Below are 22342 nucleotides of genomic sequence, written 5' to 3' on the forward strand. Positions count from 1 at the left end.
TAGGCACTCACCAAAAATCCCTTTTCACATACTTTAATAGTGATCTAGAACAAAGGAGGCGAATTACTCTTGAATCGTTCCATCAAAGTCAGACTGGCATTCATCGTCGTGGTCCTGCTCTTTATTCCATTTGTCGCCTGTAAAAAAGAACAAGAGCAGACCGTACAAGTAGCCGAGGTGACCCATTCGGTCTTTTATGCTCCGCTATATGTCGCCTTATCAGAGGATTTCTTCAAAGAAGAAGGCTTGGAGGTTGAACTGAAAACCACTTGGGGCGGTGATAAAACGATGACAGCTCTCTTATCAGGCGGTGCTGATATCGCCCTGACCGGGTCTGAATCCTCTATCTATGTAGAGGCTCAAGACACAAAGGACTCTGTCATGAACTTTGCACAGCTGACACAAACAGACGGCACATTTCTTGTTTCAAGGGAGGAAATAAACCAATTCTCTTGGGATCAATTAAAAGGGAAAGACTTCTTAGGACAGCGGAAAGGCGGCATGCCGCAAATGGTCGGTGATTATGTCTTGAAAAAGGAAGGCATTGATTTAAAAAAGGATCTTCGCATGATTCAAAATATTGATTTTGCCAACATTTCAGGTGCGTTCTCCTCTGGAACTGGCGATTTTGTGCAGTTATTCGAACCGACCGCTTCCTTACTTGAAAAAGAAGGTAAAGGGTACATTACCGCCTCCTTTGGAGAAGCTTCTGGCAAGGTGCCATATACTACCTTCATGGCAAAGAAGAGTTACTTAGAGGAAAACAAAGAGACAGCTGAAGCCTTCACCCGTGCCATTTACAAAGCGCAGAAATGGGTAAAAGCCAAGCAGCCGGAGGAGATCGCAAAGGCCATTCAATCTCATTTTCCTGATACAGATCTTGATGTCTTATCAACTGCCATCAAACGCTACAAACAGCAAGATTCCTATGCAACAGATCCCCTTCTGAATGAAGAGGAATGGAACAAATTGCAGGAAATCATGAAGGAGAGCGGTGAATTGCCGGAATTTATCCCGTACAAACAACTTGTCGATTCATCCATTGCAAAGAAGGTCACAGATCACAAATAGAATAGGAGGTAGCACATGTCTTTCCTTCAAATTGACCATGTGACCCACACGTACTTCTCTTTAAAAGAAAAAACAACGGCTATACAGCACATCAATATGGAGATAGACCAAGGTGAATTCATCTCATTTATTGGTCCCAGCGGCTGCGGAAAAACCACCTTGCTGTCTATCATCGCAGGCATTACGCCGCCCTCTGAAGGTCGAATTTTAATCGAAGGAAAAGAACCAAATCAAAAGGAGCATCAAATCGGCTATATGCTCCAGCAAGATTATTTGTTTCCTTGGAAAACCATCAAGGAAAATGTGATTCTCGGGTTAAAAATTGCGAAACAAGATTCACATGAGGCCACCTCAGCTGCCCTTGACTTACTGCCAAAGTTTGGACTGCATGAAGTAGAGGAAAAATATCCGAAGGAGCTGTCTGGCGGAATGAGGCAGCGTGCTGCTCTCGCCCGAACGCTTGCAGTTGATCCCGGTCTGCTTTTACTAGATGAGCCATTTTCAGCGCTAGACTACCAAACCAAACTGACATTAGAAGATCTCGTCTTTCACACATTAAAAAACTATCAAAAAACAGCAGTCCTTGTGACACATGACATCGGCGAAGCCATTGCGATGAGTGACCGCATTTTCTTATTCTCAAAGCATCCAGGCTCTATCCAGCGAATCTTTACCGTACCAGACGATATAAGGGCTCTCTCTCCTTTCGAAGCGAGACAGACCCCGCGTTTCCAAGAGCTCTTTCAAACGATTTGGAAGGAGCTGAAAACAGTTGAAACACAGTGACCTTTTACATGAAGCCTATCGCAAAAAATACCGAATGGAAAAACGTATCACACGTATCTATCAGTTCATCATATTCGCCAGCTTCTTTTCGCTTTGGGAGCTTGCCAGTCATTTCAGGCTCATCGATCCGCTGATTTTCAGTTCACCATCTGCGGTCTGCCAATTATTTGTGCAAAAAATATCAGATGGTTCTTTAGTAAATCATATGAGTATTACGTTATTTGAAACGGTGCTCGGTTTTCTACTTGGTACCTTTTGCGGCATTTTGCTCGCTGCCGCCTTATGGTGGTCCACCCGATTAGCAAACGTTCTTGATCCTTATTTAGTCATTTTAAATGCCATGCCGAAAGTTGCCCTTGCCCCCATTTTAATTGTTGCCCTTGGGCCTGGTATGATCAGCATCGTTGCGATGGGTGCGATCATTAGTGTGATTATTACAACGATCGTCATTTACACTGCCTTTCAAGAGGTCGATGAGAATTATTTAAAGGTGATGAAAACCTTTGGCGCGAAAAAAGGCGTCGTCTTTCGTGAGGTCATGTTGCCAGCCAGTATTCCAACGATGATTTCTGCCATCAAAGTCAATGTCGGTCTTTCTTGGGTTGGGGTCATTGTAGGGGAATTTCTTGTATCCTCAAAAGGGCTCGGCTACATGATCATTTACGGCTTTCAAGTCTTCAACTTTACACTCGTGTTCTTAAGTCTTTTCATTATTGCTGTGTTTGCTACCATCATGTACCAGCTTGTGGAATGGCTTGAGCGCCGTTTTCTCCAAAAATAAAAAAAGCACAGGGATGGTCTCCCTGCGCTTTTTTTAACGAATCAAACCGTTCTTTTCTAAATAAGCAAGACTTTGTCTTAGCACATCATCTTTCATAATAAAACTGAAATTCTTATTTTTTGCGATGGATCTTGGCAAGTCTGCGAAAAGAACAGGTCCTTTCGTTTCAAAATACGTGTCCTGCTTCACTAGCCTTTCAATATCAGCGAAATAAATATTCTTTACGATGACCTTTTCTCTGCCTAGCACCTGATATTGGCCAATATACGTTAATTCACGAACAACAGCACCCGTCTCTTCTTGAATCTCACGTATAGCGGCTTGGTCTGCTTCTTCATTTGGCTCAACTTTCCCTCCTGGAAACTCATAGCCCCGATCCTCATGTTCAGTGAGCAGCCATTTTCCCTGGTAGCGGCAGATGGCCCAAACATGCTTTGGATGACTTGAAAAAGGCTTCTCTTCAAAGGAGAGCTTGACCGTATTATGATAATAGTCTTTAAATACATGCATGTGAAATCCCTCATATCCTGTCCTTGCTTCTTGTAAAACATCATACCACAGATCACATTTCTCTGAAGAATTTTTATCAAAAGTGAAACAAACGAGTGGTTTCATCTCGTCTGTATTTAAAATGAGGTTATTGTTGCTAAAACCTTTTTATCATCTCCAACTTCATCCAATTTTAATCATGAAACCTTTTATCCCTTGATGACGTAAATCAATAAGGGTTTGTCCTATCACGACGAGGAGGAAAACAGCATGAGTATAACAAATGGGTCAAAACAAGAGAAAGATCAAGCGCTTCCGCTCAGGAAAAATGAGAAAGAAGACGCACCTCATGAGGTGATCAAGAAACACCTCATCAAAGGACAAAAGCTAGATTTAACAAAAGACAATCCAAATATCGACCAAATTCATATCGGGCTTGGCTGGGATCTGGCTGGCCAGCCAATTGATTTAGATACGCAAGTGTTTCTCTTAAATGAAGAGGACAAGCTGTTGTCTCCAAGCCATCTGATCTATTATCATCAGCAGCAAAGCTTAGACGGGGCTGTTCGTCATCTTGGTGATCATCAATTTGGCGGTGGGTATCGAGACAATGAAATGATCATTATGCAATTAAGCAGAGTCTCACCTGATATTCATAAAATCGTCGTAACAGCCACGATACATGATGCACACGAGCGCAAGCATCATTTTGGACAAGTGACCAACGCCTACGTGCATCTTACTGATCAAATCTCGCAACAAGAGATTTGTACCTTTCAATTAACAGAAGATTATTCGTATTGTACCTCCATCATTTGCGCTGAACTCATAAGAGATGAGGACGAATGGGAAATTATCGCGACTGGGCAAGGAACTACGCTAGATTTAAATGACTTATGCCGCATCTACGGATTCACAGCTTGACGCAGGAAAGGAGCCGGCACCAATGGGATTTCATTTCAACACGATAGAAGAACTCACTTTACAAGCAGAAGGCAGCGGAATCTTTTTTGCGAAAAAAGGCGCAATGATTGCCGATCAAGGAACGTTTCAATACCGCAAACGACTACTCGGGACAAATAAAGGAAATATGGTCAGTCAAGTATTTAACCACATCAGCAGAAAATTGACAGGTGAAAACCTTGAGGTGATGGAAGTGAGTGGACAAGGTACTTGTTATTTAGCTGATTCCAGCGAGCACGTGACAGTGATTAATCTTGAGCCGAGCGGTCCTTGGCAGCATGTAAGTGTAGAAAGTGAAGATCTACTTGCCTTTACTGAGGAGTGTCATTACGGCGTGACACCAGTAGGCGTTGGTATTTTATCACAGAAAGGACTGTTTACATCAAAGCTCTCCTATCAAGGCCACGGAGCGCAGGTCGCCATTAAAACGAATGGAAACCCGCTCATTTTAAAAGCCCCCTGCCGTGTAGATCCTGACGCCATTGTCGCTTGGACAGGCAAAGCACCGAAGGTCAAATTAGATGTGAACTGGAAAACCTTCATTGGACAAACATCTGGTGAATCCTACTTATTTGAGTTTCAAGAACAAGACCAAATTGTCATTATCCAGCCATCTGAGCGCACATCTGGCTTACGGGTTGGTTTAGATGATAACCGCTACAAGCCTCAAATCCAGAGCTCTTCTCATGATTTCACTAATTCACAGACATCACAGCAAGAGAATAAAGGCGGGCTTAGTGATCTGATCGGAGGCATCTTACAACCGCGAAAATAAAAGCATGTAGAAAATCTCTACATGCTTTTTCAATTCATTAATCCATTTGTTTCAATAAAGTTCTTTGTCTCTTCATTCCCGAGCTCATAAATCATTGAGTAAATCTCTTGTCTTTTTCGATCCATTTCATCATTCGGACTGTCATAATGATATTCAAGAAACGGAACATGCGCTCGAAAGAATCCTTTCCAATCTGTCATATACTGTTCATCGAAATAGTCTCTCAGCTGCAAAATTTGATCATCATCTGCTTCTATTTGAAATTGCCAAGCCGCCGCATCTCTATGCTGCGATATCGACCCATCCTGTACAGATACATAATATGTGTGTCTCGCCATCTGATTCATCCTTTTTCCTTTAGTATGACCAGATATGAAAAAATTACGGCTTTTTGCGCAATTTATTTTTCAACATGTCCAACACATCAATAAACAACTGTGGAATGGGAATTCCGAGGGCATTGGCTGTCGAGACGATTTGGTAAGATTCATAAATAATATAAAAGATGATCGCTAAATCCTTAATCATCCCATTTGTCTTCAGCATGACATCGAAGAAATGCGCCATCGATATTAAGGAGACCGTCACAATCTTTCGAACAAGCCGTGTAAAAAAACGTTTCATTGTGAGCTGCCCAGTCAAAGATTCTCTTAGGCTTGAACAAATTAATTCAATGGCCATCAATGTTACTAATATCATCAGTAAATATCCTGCTCCACCAAACAGAAAGCTCATCGCTGACAAACTGACTGTAAACAACGAAAAGATGCCTAAATCCTTGCTCACTTGGCATCAACATCCTTTCATAGTGGAACTCCTTACCTCAATAGTATATGCCGGATCCTCGCAATAGCTTGGACGACAAAAAATAAAGGCGTCGTCTTTTAAATCGGACAGAGTGATGACAAGAAAAAAAGCCGCCTTGTGCGGCGGCTTCCATTCTTAGACTCTGACATCAATAAAGCGAGCGTCTGAATCCTTTGGCTGAACAGCTTGAGGCTGCTGCTGAACTTGATCCAGCATGACCATGGCTTGTGCTGTATTCGTAGCAAGCTGTGAATTCAACAAACTAATATTGAGTGTTCTTTGAATGCTCGCGACTTGCTGACTCATCATTCCTGCAATGGAAGACATCTTCTCCCCTCCCTTCTCTTTTCTCTTCGGCTGAAAGCCCTATGATTTCAATGGGCTGTCTGTCACAAATCCATCAAAAAAGAATGCCGATCTTATGATCGACATTCCTTTCACATTCGTATTATCCTAAAAATGCTTTAAGCATCCAGTTGTGTTTCTCAATAGATTGATGTATCGCAAGCAGCATATCACCTGTTGTTTCATCGCCAACTTCTCCAGCCAGCTCCATTCCTTGCTTTAATTCCTCTGCGATATTGGAGAAATCATCATATAGATTTTTCACCATTTGCTCCGCTGATTCATTGCCTTCAGCTTCTTGAATGCTAGAAATTTCTAAGCATTCTTTCATTGTCGCAACAGGCTGTCCATTTAACGCAAGCATACGCTCAGCCAAATCATCAATGTATGTCGCTGTTTCTGTATAAAGTTCCTCAAATTTCTCATGGAGTGTAAAGAAGTCTTTTCCCTTTACGTACCAATGATAGTTATGTAATTTCACGTAAAGCACAGTCCAATCAGCTACTTGTTTATTGACGACGTTTAATAATTTTTCAGACATGTTCATTCCTCCTTATGTAATTGCGTTTAGTATGAGAATACCCTTTTCCTATTATACTGAAACCTGCCATGAATTTCTTCTATTTTGACTGCATGAAATATATGTTAATATGGAAATAAGGAGGGAGTTAGATGCTGTTACTTGGGATTATCAGCTTTATCATTATCTCAATCGTTGTCTTTTTATCACTGTGGACAACATCGAAGGCTTATGAATATAAGCATAAAATCGATTCACCACAGGATGCTGAACCAAACCAACGTCCTAACCCAAAATAAATCGCACTTAATGATGTGAGGTTTCTGCTTCAGTAGACGAACTCTCTTTTTTCACATCACCTACGTGGATGTTCGTCTTCGGCATATTATGCTGCTGTTTAGCTGTCACATGGACTTGTATGATATAAAGGCCATCTTTTTTAAAGGCTGTATGCAATTCATATACACCTTTGTTCTCTTTCTTTGGCTGAATCATCTTGCTGTTATCTTTGTCACCATCTTTCCACACTTCAAATTGAACATCGTCTGCATCATCAACAGGGGTATCACCATATGTGACAGCTGCTTTTACTATAACGCTTTCATTTTTCTCCACTTGCTCAGGTCCTGTAAGCTTCACTTCTAATAGCTCAGGCACCTCCCCTTTGCCGCTATTTGCTGCAGAGTTCCCACATGCACTTAGTAACATGAGCATCAAAATCATTCTTAACATTTTTCGCATCCCGAGTTTCCCCCTTCTTTTACTGACATGTCCATTTTAACAAATATCCCCTATTTTGACATCTCATGATCGAATTCAAAAAACCGGACATCAACTTGTCCGGTTTATGATCTATTAACCAAATACTTTTAGAAGCTCTTCTTGATCTTGAGAAAGCCAGAAACGCATCAAACGTTTTGCCCCTTCAAGGTCATGAAGCTTCGCTTGACCGCATTGCTCTTCGTTTGCAGCAGGAATCTCTGTTACCTCAACTGCATCCTTGAATGTTGCATCAAGAAGTTCAACGATCTCTTTTGGAGTAGGTGCACCACTGACCACTAAATAGTAGCCTGTCTGGCAGCCCATTGGAGAAATATCAATGATATCAAAATGATCGTATTTCTCTGAGTGTGTTCTAATGTTAAACGCAAGTAAATGCTCTAATGTATGAATCGTATCAGGTTTCATCGCCTGCTTGTTAGGCTGACAAAAACGAATATCAAATTTATTTACTTCCCCATCTGATCCCACTTTATGAACGCCGCAATGACGAACGTATGGCGCTTTTACAGCATTATGATCAAGTTCAAAGCTTTCAACTGAAGGCATAATCACCACTCCTATAATTGCAATTTCCTATATTATAACATATTTCTCCGACCAGCTTAGTTTATAAAACTTTCCTTCCTTGTCCTTTTTTCTTATACTGTGAAAGACAGACAAGGAGGAACCTCTATGAAACAAATTTTTATCGGCATCATACGCTTTTATCAAAAATGTATTTCCCCTCTTACACCGCCTAGCTGCCGGTTTTATCCAACATGCTCAAACTATGGGCTAGAGGCGATCAAAACGCATGGCGCTTTAAAAGGCGGCTGGCTCACCATCAAACGGATTTTAAAATGTCATCCACTCCATCCTGGCGGCATCGATCCTGTCCCGCCGAAAAAGGAAAAATAACTTATTTTTCTTCATATCCGTTGACGACTAAGTCAAGCTTGCCTGTTCCAGGATCAATGACAAGACCGTGCACAGGCACATCTGATGGAAGAAGCGGGTGATTTTTTACAACGGACACACTGTCCTTCACGCTCTCTTCAACAGAACTAAAGCTTTTGAGCCACTGTTTAAAGTCGATTCCTGAGTATTCCAGTACTTCAATACGCTTTTCTGGAATACCACGCTCAATGGCTTTGTTTAAAAGTGTTTGACTGTCTATTTTGCTCATACCACAATCATGATGCCCAATGACATAAACCTCGTCAGCATTTAATTCGTAAACAGCCACTAAAATGCTTCGCATAATACTTCCAAATGGATGAGAAACAAGAGCACCAGCACTTTTAACGATCTTGATATCTCCATTTTTCATGTTCATTGCACGCGGAAGCAGCTCGACAAGTCTTGTATCCATACATGACAGAATGACAGCTTTTTTCTGTGGAAACTTCGTTGTTGTAAATTCTTCGTATTTCTTCTCTTCAATAAACTGTTGATTATATTCGATGATTTCATCTAAAAGTTTCATACGTTTGCCCATTCCTTTATCTTTTTTAAAAATAAATATAGCACAATGTGAGAAATTTCGTCACGTTTTGCAGCGCATTTTTTTAAAGGAAACATCTGCTGATGAAATTTTTTTATTTTCCTCTTTTCAAATCGTAATTATTACGATACAATTACTCAGGACATTAAATCGTAATCATTTCTATCTAATAGATTGAGAGGAGACATTTCTACATGAAAAAAATCTTTTATATTTTAACAGCTGCTTTATTTGCGATCGGTCTTGCCGCTTGCTCAAGCAGTACGGGGACAAATGCTTCAAAAGGAAAGGCAGACGGGAAACTAACCATTTACACCACGATCTTCCCGATCCAAGATTTCACTGAAAAAATTGGCGGTTCTCACGTTCATGCGCAAAGTGTGTACCCGGCCAATGCAGATGCACACAGCTTTGAACCAAGTTCAAAAACGATGGTTGAAATGGCTGAAGGTGACGCCTTCATCTACAGCGGTACAGGAGCTGAAGCATTCGCTGACAAAACCGCTTCTACGTTAAAAGACCAAGGCGTGAAAACAGTCAAAGCAGCCGAAGGCATCAAATTGTTATCGACAAAAGAAGAGCATTCACATGAAGAAGGCGAAGACCATGATCACGACCATGAAAGTGAAGCTCATGACCATGATAAACACGACCATGGAGATAAAGATCCTCACGCATGGTTAGACCCGGTTTATGCAAAGCAAATGGCGAAAAACATTAAGGACACGCTCGTTTCATTAGATCCAGATCATAAAGACGAATACACAAAAAACTATGAAAAACTAAAAAAGGATTTGCAATCGCTAGATCAAGAGTTCAACACAACGTTATCTAAAGCAAAACATAAAGAAATCCTTGTTTCTCACGCAGCCTACGGTTATTGGGAAAAGCGCTACGGTATTGAGCAAATCAGTGTATTAGGGTTATCCGCTTCTGAAGAGCCTTCACAAAAGCAGCTCGAAAGCATTGTACAAAAAGCTGAAAAGCATCACATTCAATATGTGATTTTTGAAAACAACGTCAGCAGCAAAGTATCAGATACAATCCGCAGTGAAATTGGGGCAAAAAGCCTCACACTTAAAAATCTAGAATCTATTACTGAAGATGATGCCAAAAATGGCGAAAGCTACATCAGCTTAATGAAACAAAATCTAAAGACCTTAAAAACCGCTTTAAATGATTAATTACTAGAACCCCGGGTGATCATCCGGGGTTTTTTGCTGCAAAAAAGCACACCAATTCAGGGTGTGCTTTTTATTACATTTGATATTTTTTCTTAAACAACTCGGCTCTTCCGCCTTTTTCTCCGAATTTTTGTCGTCCTGTATAAAAAGGATGCGTATCAGAGCTTGTTTCTACTTTAATCACAGGATACGTTTTCCCATCTTCCCATTCTACTGTCTCATTGGATGTCTTTGTCGATTTACTCAAGAAGCGGTAACCGCTGTTTACATCCATAAATACAACTTCATGTGAGGTTGGATGAATATCTCTTTTCAATGTCAAAACTCCTTTCGTTATCAAAACGTAATGATTACGCTTTATATTTATATTCTACTCCCTCTTTTACAACTTGTCAAAAATCAAGCTTTCTTAGTCAGGAAGAATAATCTAAAAATGGTGGAGAATAATAACATCATGAAAAAGAGAAGCGATAAGAAAGGCGGAGAAAAAATTGACTGATCTCGTTTTAGCTAGAAGCCTGTTCGGCACAACCATGGGCTTTCATATTATTTATGCCTCGCTTGGCGTCGGCATCCCGCTAATGATTTTGTTAGCTGAACTCATCTTCCAAAAAACGAAGGACCCTCACTATGCTGTCATGGCCAAACGGTGGACGAAAGCGCAGGCTGTCTTGTTAGGTGTCGCCATTCCAACAGGCACGATTGCTGGTACTCAGCTCGCTCTTCTATGGCCAGGTTTTATGGAGGTCATCGGAAAGGTCATGTCACTGCCATTTCAGATTGAAATTTATGCGTTCTTTATTGAAGCATTATTTATGTCTATTTATGTGTACGCAGCGGATCGCCTATCACCTGCTATGCGCATCATTACCGTTATTTTTGTCGTGATTGGCGCAGCCGCTTCAGCGATTCTGATCACAAACGTACATGCGTTTGAAGGAACACCTGCTGGCTTTCAAATGGTCAATGGAGAGATTACAAATATCGAGCCTTGGAAGGCCTTTTTCAATCCAAGCTTTGTGGTGACTGCGACACATGTCGTGCTGTCTGCTTTTACAACAGGTGCTTTTGTGATTGCTTCGGTGGCCGCTTTTAAAATGCTCAAAACAAGAAAGAATGAGAAACTCTATACTTTTCATCGAAAAGCCCTTTTTCTTGGACTTATTGTAGGAGGCCTTTTCTCATTTCTTACGGCCTTAAATGGTCATGAGTCTGCTCAGCTTCTGTATGAATATCAGCCTGAAAAGTTAGCCGGTGCTGAAGGTTTATTTGAAACACAATCACATGCGCCTCTTGCAATAGGTGGTTTTACTGATGCCGATTCACAGGAAATTAAAGGAGCAATTGAAATCCCTTGGGCGCTTAGTTTTCTGGCAGGAAATAGCTTTGATACGGTGGTCAAAGGCTTAAATGATTTCCCTCGTGACGAGTGGCCGCCTTTATTTATTCACACATTATTTAACGGCATGGTTATCATTGGCTCAGTCCTCATTTTGTTTGCAGTGTTAGCACTGCTTTACCGTAAAATTTTAAAACGCGAACATTATCCGAAGTGGCTCCTTTTTCTTTACTTATTCGGCGGGCCCCTTAGTCTTTTGGCCATTGAGTTCGGCTGGATCTTTGCATGTACAGGCCGTCAGCCATGGGTCATTTATCGAATGCTCAAAACCTCAGAGGTCGTCACATCATCCGGTTCAATCGGTACGCTCTTTATCCTTTTTGCCATTGTCTATCTCATCTTAGGCATAGCAACCGTTATTGTACTGACGTACTACTTTAGAAAACATTCGATTGAAGAAGACCTACGGTTAACAGAATCTTAAAAAGGAGCGATCTAGATGCAAATGGATGTTACAACTGATGCGCTCATTGCAATCACCATCTTATGGGGATTCGTTTTTATCTATGCAGTGATGGCATCAATGGATTTCGGCGCAGGATTTTGGTCGATGATTTATATGAATAGAGAACAAACAAAGGCCGCTAATATTGCAAATAAATATCTTTCTCCAACATGGGAAGTAACAAACGTCTTCATTGTGGCGATTGTTGTTGCATTGTTTAGCTTGTTTCCAGGTGCGACCTTTGTACTTGGTACCGTTTTATTAATACCCGGCAGCATCATATTGTTACTACTTGCACTGCGAAGCGGGTTTCTCGTGTTTTCTCATTCACTCCCTAAAAAATACCGAAAAGCGGTTACTTACATTTCAGGGATAAGCGGCTTTATCATTCCGTCCATCCTGATCATGGTTCTTCCGATTACTCATGGTGGATTTATCTTTCAGGAGAACAACGTCTACTCATTAGATCTTGGACTGGTCTTTACGAGTGCAAATGTCTATTCTTTTGTCGGCTTTGCCATTTTCAGCACCCTTTTTCTTTCGTCTTTGCTTTTAGCTGATTTCTCGAATGTGGCTGATGAAGATGAAGCTTACAGCATTTATAGAAGAGGGGCTCTCATTACGGGTCCGCTTTCACTCTTGATGGCCTTTTTTATCATGCTGACATTAAGAAGCGAGGCCAATTGGCTGTTCACAAAAATGATGCAGAACATTCCTATTCTTCTTGTATCACTCCTGATGTTTTTGCTAGCAGGACTGGCTCTATTTTTACCAAACAGCCGGTTTAAGCAGCGGAAAGGCCGGCCCCGTTTAGCTGTCATTGCGATCACCATTCAATATTTTTTAGCAAGCTACGTGTACGGACGTGCCCATTTGCCTTATATGGCCTATCCAGATATTACAATCATGTCTGGATTTACAGACCCTGTCACATTTAGAGCATTGTTTATCACCTATATTGTAGGTTTTATCATCTTATTCCCTGGGTTCTATTTCTTCTGGAAATTGTTTATGAAGGATAAGCGCTATATTCGTCAGGAAGATTAACATGAATGGACGAGGTTCATTTCGGTTACATTATAGAAGAAAGACATACTCAAAAGGAGGTCATCTGTATGAGTCAAAAAATCCTTTGTGAAGTCAATAACTGTTCCTATTGGAATGCTGGAAACCGCTGTGGGGCAGATGCAATCTATGTCGTCAGCCACACAGGAAATACGGCTGAAAAAAGTGAAGAAACGGATTGTAAAACGTTTAAACCACAAGATCTTTAAGTCTCATTAAAGGAGGCGCTTCACATTGAAACACGATCGGCTGCTTCAAACGTTTTTTGACGAAATTCATGACGCGGACGAAGCCGCATTTTATCAGGCTGCTCACTCCTTTTTAAACCTTTGGGATTATGAATATGGCCATGCAGCAGACATGCCCAATGAAATGAATCACTATATCGGACAGCTTGCTTACGACAGCGAGCTTGTAGAAGAGTAAGAAAGAGCGGATCACCGCTCTTTCTTTCTTAATGAGACAGGAAGGAAAAACTTTCTCTCACTATACATAGATTTTATTGGATGTGCAAAAGGTGATTCACTCGTTTTCACATCACAAAATCATGTTTTGTAAACACGTCAATTTTATCTGAAAAAGAACGAAGCGCTTGATAGTCCACTTCTACGCCCATTCCTGGGGAACGAGGTACCTCAATAAAACCATTCTCAACCTTGATTTCAGGAAAAATGATATCTTGCTCCCAATATTTTGATGAAGCTGAAATATCACCTGGGATTGTAAATTGAGGAAGGGAAGCAAGTGCCACGTTCTGCGCGCGGGAAATGCCTGTTTCAATCATCCCTCCGCACCATAATGGAATTTGATGCTCCTTACTGAATGTATGGATTTTAAGGGCTTCTGTCAGCCCCCCAACTCGTGAAGGCTTCACATTAATAATTTGACAGCTGCCAAGCTCTACAGCTTTTCTAGCATCATCTAAAGAACAAATACTTTCATCCAAACATATCGGTGTTTTTAAATGCTTTTGCAAATGGCGATGATCCACGATATCATCTGCAGCTAATGGCTGTTCAATCATTAATAAACGAATGTCATCGAGCTGCTTGAGCTTGCTAATATCCTTTAATTCATAAGCAGAGTTTGCATCCGCCATTAATGGAAGGTTAGGGAAAGACTCTCTAATTTTTTTAAGAAGTCCAATATCCTGTCCCGGCTTAATTTTCACCTTCACACGCTGATAGCCTTGGTCAACATATTGCTGAATTTGCTTCAGCATGTCGTCAATGGGTCCTAACCCCGCCACAACACCAGAAGGTATTCTCTCTTTGGTGCCGCCTAATACATCACGTAATGACTTATTCTCACGCTTCGCATAAATATCCCAAACAGCCGATTCGATTCCCGCTTTCGCCATCCTATTACCTTTAAATTGGTACAGGCTGTCTGGTATTTCTGAAGGGTGTGTAAAGGTGCGTGTCAGTACATTCGGTATAAAGAAAGCTCTCAGCATATGATAGCAAGTCTCAATGGTTTCTTCTGTATACCATGGAGAAGAAAAGGCTGACACCTCTCCCCATCCAGTCAATCCTGTTTGATCTTTTACCTCGACAATAATAAACTCACGCTCTGAGATGGTTCCAAGACTTGTTGTAAATGGCTGCTTGAGCTTCATCGTGACATGATATAAAATCACTCGTTCAATTTGAATCATCTAAAAACCCCTTTGATTTGAGTCTGTGCCTCTGCAATTTATTCGACGCATTTCTTGGCAGCTCGTCCACAAAGTGAAAAGCGGCGGGCCATTTATATTTTGCTAAATGCGACTCACATAATGCATAGAGCTCATTCTCCGGTATCTTATGGTCTGTGACAAGAAAGGCAGCCGGTACCTCTCCCCATCTATCATCATACATACCCGCCACTCCGGCTTCCTTTACATGCGGATGTGTTAACAGAACCGCTTCAATTTCAGCAGGATAAATATTCTCACCGCCAGAAATAATTAAATCTGAACGGCGGTCAAGCACAAATAAGAACCCTTCCTCATCCACATAGCCAATATCACCCGTTTTCAGCCAGCCTTGATCAAAGGCAGCTGCGGTTGCTTCTTCACGGTAAAGGTACCCTTTCATGACATTTGCCCCTTTCACCATAATTTCGCCATGCTCAAAAGGACGACAAGTGCGTGTACCATCTTGAATTTTCAGCTCACACCCAAAAAGGGGTTTTCCCGCTGATCCAAGCTTCTCTACACTAAATTCAGGCGCAAGGGTCACAATTTGTGAACAGGTTTCCGTCATACCGTACGATTGAAACACAGGGAAGCCTTTCTCTTTGCTTTCTTGAAGCATCGCAAAAGGCGCAGGTCCTCCGCCTAATAAAAGACAGCGCAAAGAAGACGGGCATTCTTCCAGTCTGCTTAATAAACGGGATAACATCGTTTGAACAACAGATATCATCGTCACACGATGCTGTTCAATAGAATCCTTTACTTCATCGACATCAAACTTCTCATGAAGTACGACAGTCATCCCATAGATCACAGACTTAAATAAAGCGGATAACCCGCTAATATGAAAAAGAGGAAGTGCAATAAGCCAGCGGTCATCCTCTCTGATGCCCATATTTAGTGCAGAGGAAACAGCACTATGAAAATGATTGCCAAACGTTTGCTCCACGCCTTTTGGGCGTCCTGTTGTGCCAGATGTATACATGATGGTCGCTGTTTCATTCAAATCAAATTCGCTCTCGATTTTCTTTTCATTATCTTGACCTGCTTCAGGTAAAGTCTCCATTGTATAAACGGGGAGATCACCTTTATGATCACTGGCATAAACAGGTTCAGTTAATAAAGCGGATGCTTTTGCATCTTCAAGCTGATAGCGCCTCTCAGCTTTTGTTAACTTATTGTTCAATAGCACGATTTTTAATCCTAATGAAAAACAAGCATGAACAAGCATCACCATTTGAGGCTGATTGTTCATCAAAAGCCCAACCGTTTCCCCTTTTTTCAATGATGCATCTGCAAGTCTATTAGAAAGCTCATTTACTTCATCAGCTAAATCGCGAAATGTCCACTTTTTATCCTGATAAATGAGCGCGATTCTTTCTGGCGTTAAATAAGCACGGTACAGCAGCCAATTAGGTTGCTTCATCATGACACCTCCTCTTCTTAAAAGAAAACAGCTTAGTCTGATGCACTAAGCTGTTTTTCATCGATATGATTGAATCAAGGGAAACGCGGGAACTGACCGAAGTCCGGCTTGCGTTTTTCCTTAAAGGAATCGCGTCCTTCTTTTGCTTCATCTGTTGTGTAATAAAGAAGTGTCGCATCTCCTGCAAATTGTTGAATTCCAGCTAATCCATCCGTATCTGCATTAAATGCAGCCTTCAAGAATCGTAAAGCAGTCGGGCTCTTTTCTAGCATTTCCTCACACCACTTCACAGTTTCTTCTTCAAGCTGCTCTAATGGTACAACTGTATTGACAAGTCCCATATCAAGCGCTTCTTGTGCATTGTATTGACGGCATAAGTACCAGATTTCTCTCGCTTTCTTATGACCAACAATACGTGCAAGGTAGCCTGAACCATAACCAGCATCAAAGCTGCCTACTTTTGGACCAGTTTGTCCAAAAATTGCATTATCTGCTGCAATTGTCAGGTCACATACAACGTGAAGAACGTGCCCGCCGCCGATTGCATAACCAGCAACCATTGCAATCACCGGTTTTGGAATCACTCGAATCAAACGCTGTAAGTCTAATACATTTAGACGCGGAATTTGATCGTCTCCTACATAGCCGCCATGGCCGCGTACTTTTTGATCTCCACCAGAACAGAATGCTTTGCCGCCAGCTCCTGCAAGTACGATTACACCAACATTTGAATTATCACGAGCACGTGAAAATGCATCAATTAATTCACTCACAGTCTTTGGTGTAAACGCGTTATGTACATGTGGACGATTAATCGTGATCTTTGCGATCCCATTGTACGTTTCATATAAAATTTCGTCATACTGACGCTCAGTTTGCCATTCAATAGCCATCAATAGTTCCTCCTCTAAAATCTTGCGTAATAAACTCACTTACTATTTTACCAAAAAAATGTGGTTGTTCCACATGAACTGTATGCCCAGCCTGCTCAGCCAATATGAATTGACTGCCTTCAAGCTCCTGCTGCATACGTTTGGCGATATTGCAGAACTTTTCATCAAGCGCTCCGCAAATCAACAAAACAGGTAAATTCATATGCTTTAATGCCTTCCAAACAGAGGGCTGCGAACCTGTTCCTAGGCCTTCTAAGCTGCGAGCCAGTCCAAGTGGATTGGCTTTCAGCCTTCCCTCTCTCAATTGAGCCTGCGTTTCAGCTGATAAAGTTTTCTGCGAAGCAAACAGTGGAATACTCTCCCAAAAATCCACAAACTTCACTAAACCTTCATGTCTAAGTTTCTGAGCGAGCTGATGATCGTGTTTGAGTCTTGCCATCCGCTCTTTAAAAGTGCGAAGCCCTGGAGAGGTACTCTCAAGGATCAATTTGTTGACACGATCTGGATAACGAGAGGCAAATGATAAAGCAATACGTCCTCCCATAGAATATCCGAGAATATTCACTTTGTGAAGCTTTAATTGGTTTAAAATCTCTGCAAGATCTGCCAGCTGATGCGACATCGCATATCTTCTCATACTTTCTGGTGAGTCCGTGCGGCCATGTCCAAGCAAGCTGACTTGAATCAATCTTGTATTCTCCATATAACCATTCAAGAACGTCCAAGAAGCCGCGCTTCCAGTGAAGCCATGTAAGCATAGCGTGGCATTCTCAGCCAATGGATTCTGATCCACCACCTCGTACGCCACACCATCACGCATCCGTATTATGAAAGAAGACATTCTTTTTTCACTTCTTCCAATATGTCATCCATCATTTGACGATGCTTGCTTACACGAGAATGCCGATCAGTTTCAATTTCAATTAAATGAAGCCCAGGCTCTTCTATATGCGCCATGTAGACATCATGTAATTCTTGTTTCGTTGACGGTTTCGAATAGGTTCCCCCATACAGCTTCGAAGCATACTCAAAATTCAGTCCAGTCGGCGTACCGAAGAGTTTTTCATAATACGGTTCATCAGACGCCTGTGGAAGGAAAGAAAAGATGCCTCCCCCATCATTGTTTAACAACACAACCGTCAGCGGAATGTCCAGCAGCTTAGCTGCAAGCAAACCGTTCATATCATGATAAAATGATAAATCTCCAATCACTAAGGTGACTGGCTGTTTCAAAGCCGCATACGTGCCAAGTGCTGTAGACACAACGCCATCAATGCCATTGGCTCCTCGATTCGCCATCATCCGAAAAGGCTTCGATTGCGCTTCAAAAAATGTATCCACATCACGAATCGGCATACTGTTTCCGATAAAAAGGACACTCTCCTTCGGCAAGAGATGCTGAAGCTGACGGTACACATTTCCCTCAAATGACAGATTCTCATCAGAATAATGGGATGCATGCGTTCTGAATGAAGAATTAGCATTCTGCCAGCGTTTTAGAAAACTTGTATCCTCACGTTGATCCGCTCTCTTGAATACTTCATCTACAAAAGTTGCCACATCACTTTCAATGACGTATGAAGCACTCAAGCCAGGATCTCGAAAACCTCCGGCAGCATCAACGACAATCTGATTCACTTCCACATGTTTTTCCAGCCACTTGAATAAAGGTTTGGACACAGGCATCGGTCCAAAACGAATGACCATATCCGGCAATAGATGCTGCTGCAATGCTTCATCTTTCAATAATGAATCATACGCATCAATAATAAGATCTGCATGTTCATGACCATTTCGCAAATGAGAAAGCGGGTCCGCTAAAATCGGAATATGCAAGGCTTTCGAAAGACGTAACACTGCCTCTTTCTCTTCCTGTGTATGAAGTTCACCACACACAATCAGTCCCTTTTTGGAATGGTTCATGACCGTCACGATTTCAGACATCACATCATCATTTGGGAAAGCCTGTCCTGCAGCTATGACCTTTTTTCGGCCTGTTTCTTCTCGCTCAAAAGGATCAATAGACAAATCAGGAAGCAATGGTTCTCTCAGAGGGACATTGATCTGAACAGGTCCCTTCGGCTCTTGCATTGACATATGATTTGCTCTTGCCGCAGCCGTCTGAACATAGCGTAACATCGTCTGACTTTCTTCTGGCAATGCTAAGTCTGTGAACCATTTAACAAACTTACCGAATAAGAATTGCTGATCAATCGCTTGAGGTGCCCCAACTTCCCTCAATTCGTGCGGCCGATCAGCAGTTAAAACAATAAGTGGTACACGGGAATAATGTGCCTCTACAATGGCTGGGTAAAAGTTAGCAGCTGCCGTACCTGATGTACAAATAAGCAGCACTGGTGCTTGACTTGCTTTTGCAAGACCAAGCGCATAAAAAGCAGCAGACCGTTCATCCACTAATACATGAACATTGATGTCTTGATGGGCAAGAGCCAGCATCGCAAGCGGGGTTGAACGGGAACCAGGACAGACAACCGCTTCCTTCACACCACCTTGTACAAATTCATCCATCAATCTGCCAATATATGTTGTCATGATTTGATTATTCAATCGGACGACCTCCAAGAGCAGATAGCATTGGTCTTAATTTCACTTGCGTTTCCTCGTACTCCTGCTTTGCAAGGGAATCCTCTACAATGCCGCAGCCAGCGAACAAACGAACATGGTCTTCCTCAATAAGACCTGACCGAATGGCGACAGCAAATTCTCCATTATCCTGAGAGTCAATCCAGCCCACCGGCGCCGCGTACCAGCCACGCTTCAACGGTTCGATTTCACGAATGACCTCAACCGCTTTTTCCTTCGGATATCCGCCTAATGCTGGCGTCGGATGGAGCTGTTCAATTAATGAAAAGAGGGAACAGCTGCTTTTAATTTCTCCCACAATCGGTGTAAACAAATGCTGAATGTTTTTTGTTTTATAAAGACTAGGTTGATTTGGTTTGTGCACGTGAAGGCAATTGGCCTCAAATGCTTGCTCAATCATATTGACGACAATTTGATGTTCAATCAAATTCTTCTCATCATGCAGCAGTTCCTCGCCTAATGCTCGATCTTCCGCTTCATCTTTTCCTCGAACAATCGAACCTGCTAAACAAGATGAAAAGACCTCTCCGCCGCTTTTTTTTACTAAGCGTTCCGGCGTAGCTCCGACAAATGCTTGTCTTCCTTGTTCAACCGCAAATACATAACTCGTTGTTTGATGCTTTAATAATTCTGCTAACAGTGGAGCGAGTTCTATTTGATTTTTATAGTGAAGCAAGACTTCTCTTGCTAAAACAACCTTTTCATATTCGTTTGCACGAATGTGGTCTGTCGCTTCTTGGATCGCCTTCATCCATTCCTTCACATCTAGTTCTTCCATATGAACAAGTTCAGCTTGTCCATCATGTCTGAGCGGTAATGTTTCAAAATGAGAGGCTTTTTGTTCTAATTCTTGAATGAGCTGATGAACATTCCCGTCCACCTGCTTCCATTCATTGATCGTAAGAAACGTGCCTTCTTTCGAGACAGTGAGCATCATCGATGGCACAAAAAAATGAGCCTCGCCAAAAGCTTCCCAGTGACGCGCCTTCTCTTCATACGGATCAAATGAGAATCCTCCAAATAAAAGCGGACCAACAGCCGCTTGCCTTAACTCCTTCTCATCATGAAAATGGAACATGTGCTGCTTCAGCTGTTCCCATTCTTGATGGACTATATCAAATCGTTCCTTGCCTTGCTCAGTTGATTTAATGACGGCCGCTCTGCCAAGTCCAGAAAATATCATTTGGCTTTCTGGATCAGACCAAAAAAACCGCTCGCCTAAAAAATCCGCTTCGCCGCTTTGGAAAAAGGCAAGAGGATCCAGATCGTCAACTCTTCTGGAGTAGCTTATCAAAACAGCATGGTTGACGTTATTCGCTTCTTCTAATGTCGCAAGCGCTTCCTGCCGGAAAGTACTTTGCACTGTTGTCACCATGATACATTCCTCCAAAATCCATGAAATAACATAAAAAAATAAAACCATAATGAAAAAATACATGATCATTCGAGTATGTCGAATGACCTGCTTTTCTATTATAAACCTTAACAGATGAACTTAGTAAAGAAAACAGCTTTTAAAACCTCGAATCCTTATTATATCACGCTTTCTAGATTTTTTCGCTCCTGCTTCTTGAAACGAGAGCATCTAAAGGAAAAATGGCAAGTCCTGTTCTAAGATCAAGCTTTCTCTCGATATGGCAACGATTAGCAAACATCTTTTTCCGGTTTCATCGCATCAATATATTGACACCTTTTTGAACTTTGCTAAACTGGAATTTGGACGTGTACGTATTTTTTTATTTAAAGGAGTATATTTTATGCAGCATCAATCGATATCAGATCAGCTTTCACCGATTAAGCCTGATAAGAACTGGCGGATTTGGTGGAATTTACTACGACCGCATACATTAACAGCGGCATTTATTCCCGTTACTTTAGGAACTGTTCTAGCACTTCCAAGTGGTCAAATACATGTTGGGCTATTTTTAGCTATGCTGTTGGCATCTATGTTTATCCAAATCGCAACGAACATGTTTAATGAGTACTTTGATTATGTTCGCGGATTGGACAACGAGAAATCTGTTGGCATCGGCGGAGCCATTGTAAGAAACGGTGTGAAGCCAAAAACAGTCCTCGGCCTCGCTTATGCACTATTTGCGCTTTCTTTACTACTAGGGGTGTATATTTGCATGATGTCTAGCTGGTGGATTGCACTGATAGGACTCATTTGTATGGCAGCAGGCTATTTCTATACCGGCGGCCCTGTACCCATTGCATATACGCCGTTTGGAGAACTTGTGTCAGGTGCTTTTATGGGACTAGGAATCATCTTGATTAGTTTCTATATCCAAACAGGCACACTGACATCTAAAGCTTTTCTCGTTTCACTACCAATTTCTATTTTAGTTGGTGCCATCTTACTATCGAACAATATCCGCGATTTAGACGGCGATAAAGAAAATGGACGAAAAACACTTGCAATCCTTGCTGGGCGAAAAGCTGCAGTGAACATTTTACTTTCCATGTTTTTGGTCTCATATGTACTTATTTTTGTTTATATCTTCACAGATATTGTCGGCCTTTGGAGTCTTCTTGTTTTACTCAGTGTGCCAAAAGCATATACAGCTATCAAAGAATTTAAGCAAAAAGAAAAACCAATTGAATTAATGAATGCCATGAAATCTACAGCTCAAACCAATACATTTTTCGGTTTCCTGCTGACAATCGCTTTGATCTTACAATACTATATTGCGTAACAAAGAACGCCTGCAGCCGCAGGCGTCAGGCTGTCGAGAAAATCTCGACAGCTTTATTTTTTCCTTAAACTTTCCATCTCCTCATTTTATAATAGAGAAAAACCCACTTAAGGAAGGTGTTTTTCTCATGTTCCACACTAGAAATTCTTCTC

28 protein-coding genes are annotated in these 22342 nt (G+C 41.6%); 13 read left to right on the plus strand and 15 right to left on the minus strand.

The genetic code is table 11. From position 1 onward, the window contains the following. The first annotated feature begins 69 nt into the window (after window positions 1-69). The 3 genes from C6Y01_RS09355 to C6Y01_RS09365 are packed head-to-tail and all read left to right on the plus strand — an operon-like array spanning window position 70 to window position 2638. Window positions 70-1071, plus strand: a complete 1002-nt coding sequence (locus tag C6Y01_RS09355; RefSeq protein WP_106038089.1) for an ABC transporter substrate-binding protein — start codon at window positions 70-72, stop codon at window positions 1069-1071. A gap of 15 nt (window positions 1072-1086) precedes the next feature. Then, window positions 1087-1857, plus strand: a complete 771-nt coding sequence (locus tag C6Y01_RS09360) for an ABC transporter ATP-binding protein (RefSeq protein ID WP_034665342.1) — start codon at window positions 1087-1089, stop codon at window positions 1855-1857. A 34-nt stretch (window positions 1858-1891) separates the two neighbouring features. After that, window positions 1892-2638 carry an ABC transporter permease gene (locus C6Y01_RS09365; RefSeq protein WP_370876318.1) on the plus strand — a complete coding sequence of 249 codons (747 nt, stop codon included), beginning with the start codon at window positions 1892-1894 and terminating at the stop codon, window positions 2636-2638. A 33-nt stretch (window positions 2639-2671) separates the two neighbouring features. Here the strand turns inward: C6Y01_RS09365 and ytkD are convergent, their stop codons facing one another. Next, a complete protein-coding gene (gene ytkD / locus C6Y01_RS09370) occupies window positions 2672-3148 on the minus strand; it encodes an RNA deprotection pyrophosphohydrolase (protein ID WP_034665337.1) in 477 nt (158 codons plus the stop codon). 249 nt (window positions 3149-3397) lie between these two features. Here ytkD and C6Y01_RS09375 point away from each other — a divergent pair, with 249 nt between their 5' ends. Together C6Y01_RS09375 and C6Y01_RS09380 are read left to right on the plus strand one after the other, a co-directional pair. After that, window positions 3398-4051 (plus strand): TerD family protein, encoded by a 654-nt coding sequence (locus C6Y01_RS09375; protein ID WP_106038090.1) that lies wholly within the window; start codon window positions 3398-3400, stop codon window positions 4049-4051. Between the two features lie 22 nt (window positions 4052-4073). Next, window positions 4074-4865 (plus strand): AIM24 family protein, encoded by a 792-nt coding sequence (locus tag C6Y01_RS09380; RefSeq protein WP_106038091.1) that lies wholly within the window; start codon window positions 4074-4076, stop codon window positions 4863-4865. Window positions 4866-4894: 29 nt separating this feature from the next. Here C6Y01_RS09380 and C6Y01_RS09385 read toward each other — a convergent pair whose 3' ends face one another. From C6Y01_RS09385 to C6Y01_RS09400, 4 genes are all read right to left on the minus strand, one after another. After that, window positions 4895-5203, minus strand: coding sequence for a hypothetical protein (locus tag C6Y01_RS09385; RefSeq protein ID WP_034665329.1), 309 nt, complete (start codon window positions 5201-5203; stop codon window positions 4895-4897). 43 nt (window positions 5204-5246) lie between these two features. Continuing rightward, window positions 5247-5651 (minus strand): phage holin family protein, encoded by a 405-nt coding sequence (locus C6Y01_RS09390; protein WP_034665325.1) that lies wholly within the window; start codon window positions 5649-5651, stop codon window positions 5247-5249. Between the two features lie 156 nt (window positions 5652-5807). Continuing rightward, window positions 5808-5999, minus strand: a complete 192-nt coding sequence (locus C6Y01_RS09395; protein WP_034665322.1) for a hypothetical protein — start codon at window positions 5997-5999, stop codon at window positions 5808-5810. Window positions 6000-6120: 121 nt separating this feature from the next. Next, on the minus strand, window positions 6121-6558 hold the full coding sequence (locus C6Y01_RS09400; RefSeq protein WP_003217576.1) for a Dps family protein: 438 nt from the start codon (window positions 6556-6558) through the stop codon (window positions 6121-6123). A gap of 131 nt (window positions 6559-6689) precedes the next feature. Between C6Y01_RS09400 and ytzI the strand changes: the two genes are divergently transcribed. Beyond that, a complete protein-coding gene (gene ytzI / locus C6Y01_RS09405) occupies window positions 6690-6836 on the plus strand; it encodes a YtzI protein (RefSeq protein WP_034665318.1) in 147 nt (48 codons plus the stop codon). Window positions 6837-6843: 7 nt separating this feature from the next. Here the strand turns inward: ytzI and C6Y01_RS09410 are convergent, their stop codons facing one another. Both C6Y01_RS09410 and C6Y01_RS09415 read right to left on the minus strand, forming a co-directional pair. Next, window positions 6844-7278 carry a FixH family protein gene (locus tag C6Y01_RS09410; RefSeq protein WP_106038092.1) on the minus strand — a complete coding sequence of 145 codons (435 nt, stop codon included), beginning with the start codon at window positions 7276-7278 and terminating at the stop codon, window positions 6844-6846. Window positions 7279-7392: 114 nt separating this feature from the next. Further along, a complete protein-coding gene (locus C6Y01_RS09415) occupies window positions 7393-7866 on the minus strand; it encodes an S-ribosylhomocysteine lyase (RefSeq protein WP_003217624.1) in 474 nt (157 codons plus the stop codon). 126 nt (window positions 7867-7992) lie between these two features. Here C6Y01_RS09415 and yidD point away from each other — a divergent pair, with 126 nt between their 5' ends. Then, the gene (gene yidD / locus C6Y01_RS09420) at window positions 7993-8217 is read left to right on the plus strand and encodes a membrane protein insertion efficiency factor YidD (RefSeq protein ID WP_003217666.1); all 225 of its coding nucleotides are present in this window, start codon (window positions 7993-7995) and stop codon (window positions 8215-8217) included. 1 nt (window position 8218) lies between these two features. Here yidD and C6Y01_RS09425 read toward each other — a convergent pair whose 3' ends face one another. Continuing rightward, window positions 8219-8785, minus strand: a complete 567-nt coding sequence (locus tag C6Y01_RS09425) for a beta-class carbonic anhydrase (RefSeq protein ID WP_034665310.1) — start codon at window positions 8783-8785, stop codon at window positions 8219-8221. Window positions 8786-8997: 212 nt separating this feature from the next. On the opposite strand from C6Y01_RS09425, the gene C6Y01_RS09430 reads away from it, so the two are divergent. Then, entirely contained in the window at window positions 8998-9987 is a 990-nt protein-coding gene (locus tag C6Y01_RS09430) for a metal ABC transporter solute-binding protein, Zn/Mn family (RefSeq protein WP_106038093.1), read from the plus strand. Between the two features lie 73 nt (window positions 9988-10060). On the opposite strand, the gene C6Y01_RS09435 is transcribed toward C6Y01_RS09430, so the two are convergent. Further along, entirely contained in the window at window positions 10061-10303 is a 243-nt protein-coding gene (locus C6Y01_RS09435) for a type B 50S ribosomal protein L31 (RefSeq protein ID WP_034665302.1), read from the minus strand. Between the two features lie 175 nt (window positions 10304-10478). On the opposite strand from C6Y01_RS09435, the gene C6Y01_RS09445 reads away from it, so the two are divergent. The 4 genes from C6Y01_RS09445 (at window position 10479) to C6Y01_RS09460 (ending at window position 13322) form a co-directional block, all read left to right on the plus strand. Then, the gene (locus C6Y01_RS09445; protein WP_034665295.1) at window positions 10479-11810 is read left to right on the plus strand and encodes a cytochrome ubiquinol oxidase subunit I; all 1332 of its coding nucleotides are present in this window, start codon (window positions 10479-10481) and stop codon (window positions 11808-11810) included. A 21-nt stretch (window positions 11811-11831) separates the two neighbouring features. Further along, window positions 11832-12878, plus strand: a complete 1047-nt coding sequence (locus tag C6Y01_RS09450; protein WP_181185487.1) for a cytochrome d ubiquinol oxidase subunit II — start codon at window positions 11832-11834, stop codon at window positions 12876-12878. 68 nt (window positions 12879-12946) lie between these two features. Next, entirely contained in the window at window positions 12947-13105 is a 159-nt protein-coding gene (locus C6Y01_RS09455; RefSeq protein ID WP_008360682.1) for a DUF1540 domain-containing protein, read from the plus strand. Between the two features lie 25 nt (window positions 13106-13130). Next, complete coding sequence (locus tag C6Y01_RS09460) at window positions 13131-13322, plus strand: hypothetical protein (RefSeq protein ID WP_034665287.1); 192 nt, start codon at window positions 13131-13133, stop codon at window positions 13320-13322. 106 nt (window positions 13323-13428) lie between these two features. Here C6Y01_RS09460 and menC read toward each other — a convergent pair whose 3' ends face one another. The 6 genes from menC to C6Y01_RS09490 all read right to left on the minus strand — a co-directional run bounded on the left by menC (window position 13429) and on the right by C6Y01_RS09490 (window position 20869). Further along, on the minus strand, window positions 13429-14553 hold the full coding sequence (gene menC, locus C6Y01_RS09465) for an o-succinylbenzoate synthase (RefSeq protein WP_106038094.1): 1125 nt from the start codon (window positions 14551-14553) through the stop codon (window positions 13429-13431). Beyond that, window positions 14540-16000, minus strand: a complete 1461-nt coding sequence (locus C6Y01_RS09470; protein WP_034665278.1) for an o-succinylbenzoate--CoA ligase — start codon at window positions 15998-16000, stop codon at window positions 14540-14542. Before C6Y01_RS09470 ends, menC begins: the two co-directional genes overlap by 14 nt. Before the next feature lie 71 nt (window positions 16001-16071). Beyond that, window positions 16072-16890: a 1,4-dihydroxy-2-naphthoyl-CoA synthase gene (menB, locus tag C6Y01_RS09475; protein ID WP_034665273.1), complete on the minus strand. Its 819-nt coding sequence runs from the start codon at window positions 16888-16890 to the stop codon at window positions 16072-16074. Continuing rightward, window positions 16880-17731: a 2-succinyl-6-hydroxy-2,4-cyclohexadiene-1-carboxylate synthase gene (menH, locus tag C6Y01_RS09480; RefSeq protein ID WP_034665270.1), complete on the minus strand. Its 852-nt coding sequence runs from the start codon at window positions 17729-17731 to the stop codon at window positions 16880-16882. The genes menB and menH overlap by 11 nt, the downstream gene beginning before the upstream one ends. Beyond that, a complete protein-coding gene (menD, locus tag C6Y01_RS09485) occupies window positions 17716-19458 on the minus strand; it encodes a 2-succinyl-5-enolpyruvyl-6-hydroxy-3-cyclohexene-1-carboxylic-acid synthase (protein WP_106038095.1) in 1743 nt (580 codons plus the stop codon). The genes menH and menD overlap by 16 nt, the downstream gene beginning before the upstream one ends. Then, complete coding sequence (locus C6Y01_RS09490) at window positions 19451-20869, minus strand: isochorismate synthase (RefSeq protein WP_095286114.1); 1419 nt, start codon at window positions 20867-20869, stop codon at window positions 19451-19453. The genes menD and C6Y01_RS09490 overlap by 8 nt, the downstream gene beginning before the upstream one ends. 382 nt (window positions 20870-21251) lie before the next feature. Between C6Y01_RS09490 and C6Y01_RS09495 the strand changes: the two genes are divergently transcribed. Next, window positions 21252-22190: a 1,4-dihydroxy-2-naphthoate polyprenyltransferase gene (locus C6Y01_RS09495; protein WP_034665260.1), complete on the plus strand. Its 939-nt coding sequence runs from the start codon at window positions 21252-21254 to the stop codon at window positions 22188-22190. The last annotated feature ends 152 nt before the right edge of the window (window positions 22191-22342 follow it).

Source organism: Bacillus sp. NMCC46 (genome assembly GCF_002998465.1).
Taxonomy (GTDB): domain Bacteria; phylum Bacillota; class Bacilli; order Bacillales; family Bacillaceae; genus Bacillus.

Bases quoted from the DNA above. Each gene is read 5' to 3' on its own strand.
- C6Y01_RS09360 (WP_034665342.1), top strand. From the start codon at position 1,087: ATGTCTTTCCTTCAAATTGACCATGTGACCCACACGTACTTCTCTTTA.
- C6Y01_RS09365 (WP_370876318.1), top strand. From the start codon at position 1,892: ATGGAAAAACGTATCACACGTATCTATCAGTTCATCATATTCGCCAGC.
- ytkD (WP_034665337.1), bottom strand. From the start codon at position 3,148: ATGCATGTATTTAAAGACTATTATCATAATACGGTCAAGCTCTCCTTT.
- C6Y01_RS09375 (WP_106038090.1), top strand. From the start codon at position 3,398: ATGAGTATAACAAATGGGTCAAAACAAGAGAAAGATCAAGCGCTTCCG.
- C6Y01_RS09380 (WP_106038091.1), top strand. From the start codon at position 4,074: ATGGGATTTCATTTCAACACGATAGAAGAACTCACTTTACAAGCAGAA.
- C6Y01_RS09385 (WP_034665329.1), bottom strand. From the start codon at position 5,203: ATGGCGAGACACACATATTATGTATCTGTACAGGATGGGTCGATATCG.
- C6Y01_RS09395 (WP_034665322.1), bottom strand. From the start codon at position 5,999: ATGTCTTCCATTGCAGGAATGATGAGTCAGCAAGTCGCGAGCATTCAA.
- C6Y01_RS09400 (WP_003217576.1), bottom strand. From the start codon at position 6,558: ATGTCTGAAAAATTATTAAACGTCGTCAATAAACAAGTAGCTGATTGG.
- ytzI (WP_034665318.1), top strand. From the start codon at position 6,690: ATGCTGTTACTTGGGATTATCAGCTTTATCATTATCTCAATCGTTGTC.
- C6Y01_RS09410 (WP_106038092.1), bottom strand. From the start codon at position 7,278: ATGCGAAAAATGTTAAGAATGATTTTGATGCTCATGTTACTAAGTGCA.
- C6Y01_RS09415 (WP_003217624.1), bottom strand. From the start codon at position 7,866: ATGCCTTCAGTTGAAAGCTTTGAACTTGATCATAATGCTGTAAAAGCG.
- yidD (WP_003217666.1), top strand. From the start codon at position 7,993: ATGAAACAAATTTTTATCGGCATCATACGCTTTTATCAAAAATGTATT.
- C6Y01_RS09425 (WP_034665310.1), bottom strand. From the start codon at position 8,785: ATGAAACTTTTAGATGAAATCATCGAATATAATCAACAGTTTATTGAA.
- C6Y01_RS09430 (WP_106038093.1), top strand. From the start codon at position 8,998: ATGAAAAAAATCTTTTATATTTTAACAGCTGCTTTATTTGCGATCGGT.
- C6Y01_RS09450 (WP_181185487.1), top strand. From the start codon at position 11,832: ATGGATGTTACAACTGATGCGCTCATTGCAATCACCATCTTATGGGGA.
- C6Y01_RS09455 (WP_008360682.1), top strand. From the start codon at position 12,947: ATGAGTCAAAAAATCCTTTGTGAAGTCAATAACTGTTCCTATTGGAAT.
- menC (WP_106038094.1), bottom strand. From the start codon at position 14,553: ATGATTCAAATTGAACGAGTGATTTTATATCATGTCACGATGAAGCTC.
- C6Y01_RS09470 (WP_034665278.1), bottom strand. From the start codon at position 16,000: ATGATGAAGCAACCTAATTGGCTGCTGTACCGTGCTTATTTAACGCCA.
- menB (WP_034665273.1), bottom strand. From the start codon at position 16,890: ATGGCTATTGAATGGCAAACTGAGCGTCAGTATGACGAAATTTTATAT.
- menH (WP_034665270.1), bottom strand. From the start codon at position 17,731: ATGTCTTCTTTCATAATACGGATGCGTGATGGTGTGGCGTACGAGGTG.
- C6Y01_RS09490 (WP_095286114.1), bottom strand. From the start codon at position 20,869: ATGGTGACAACAGTGCAAAGTACTTTCCGGCAGGAAGCGCTTGCGACA.
- C6Y01_RS09495 (WP_034665260.1), top strand. From the start codon at position 21,252: ATGCAGCATCAATCGATATCAGATCAGCTTTCACCGATTAAGCCTGAT.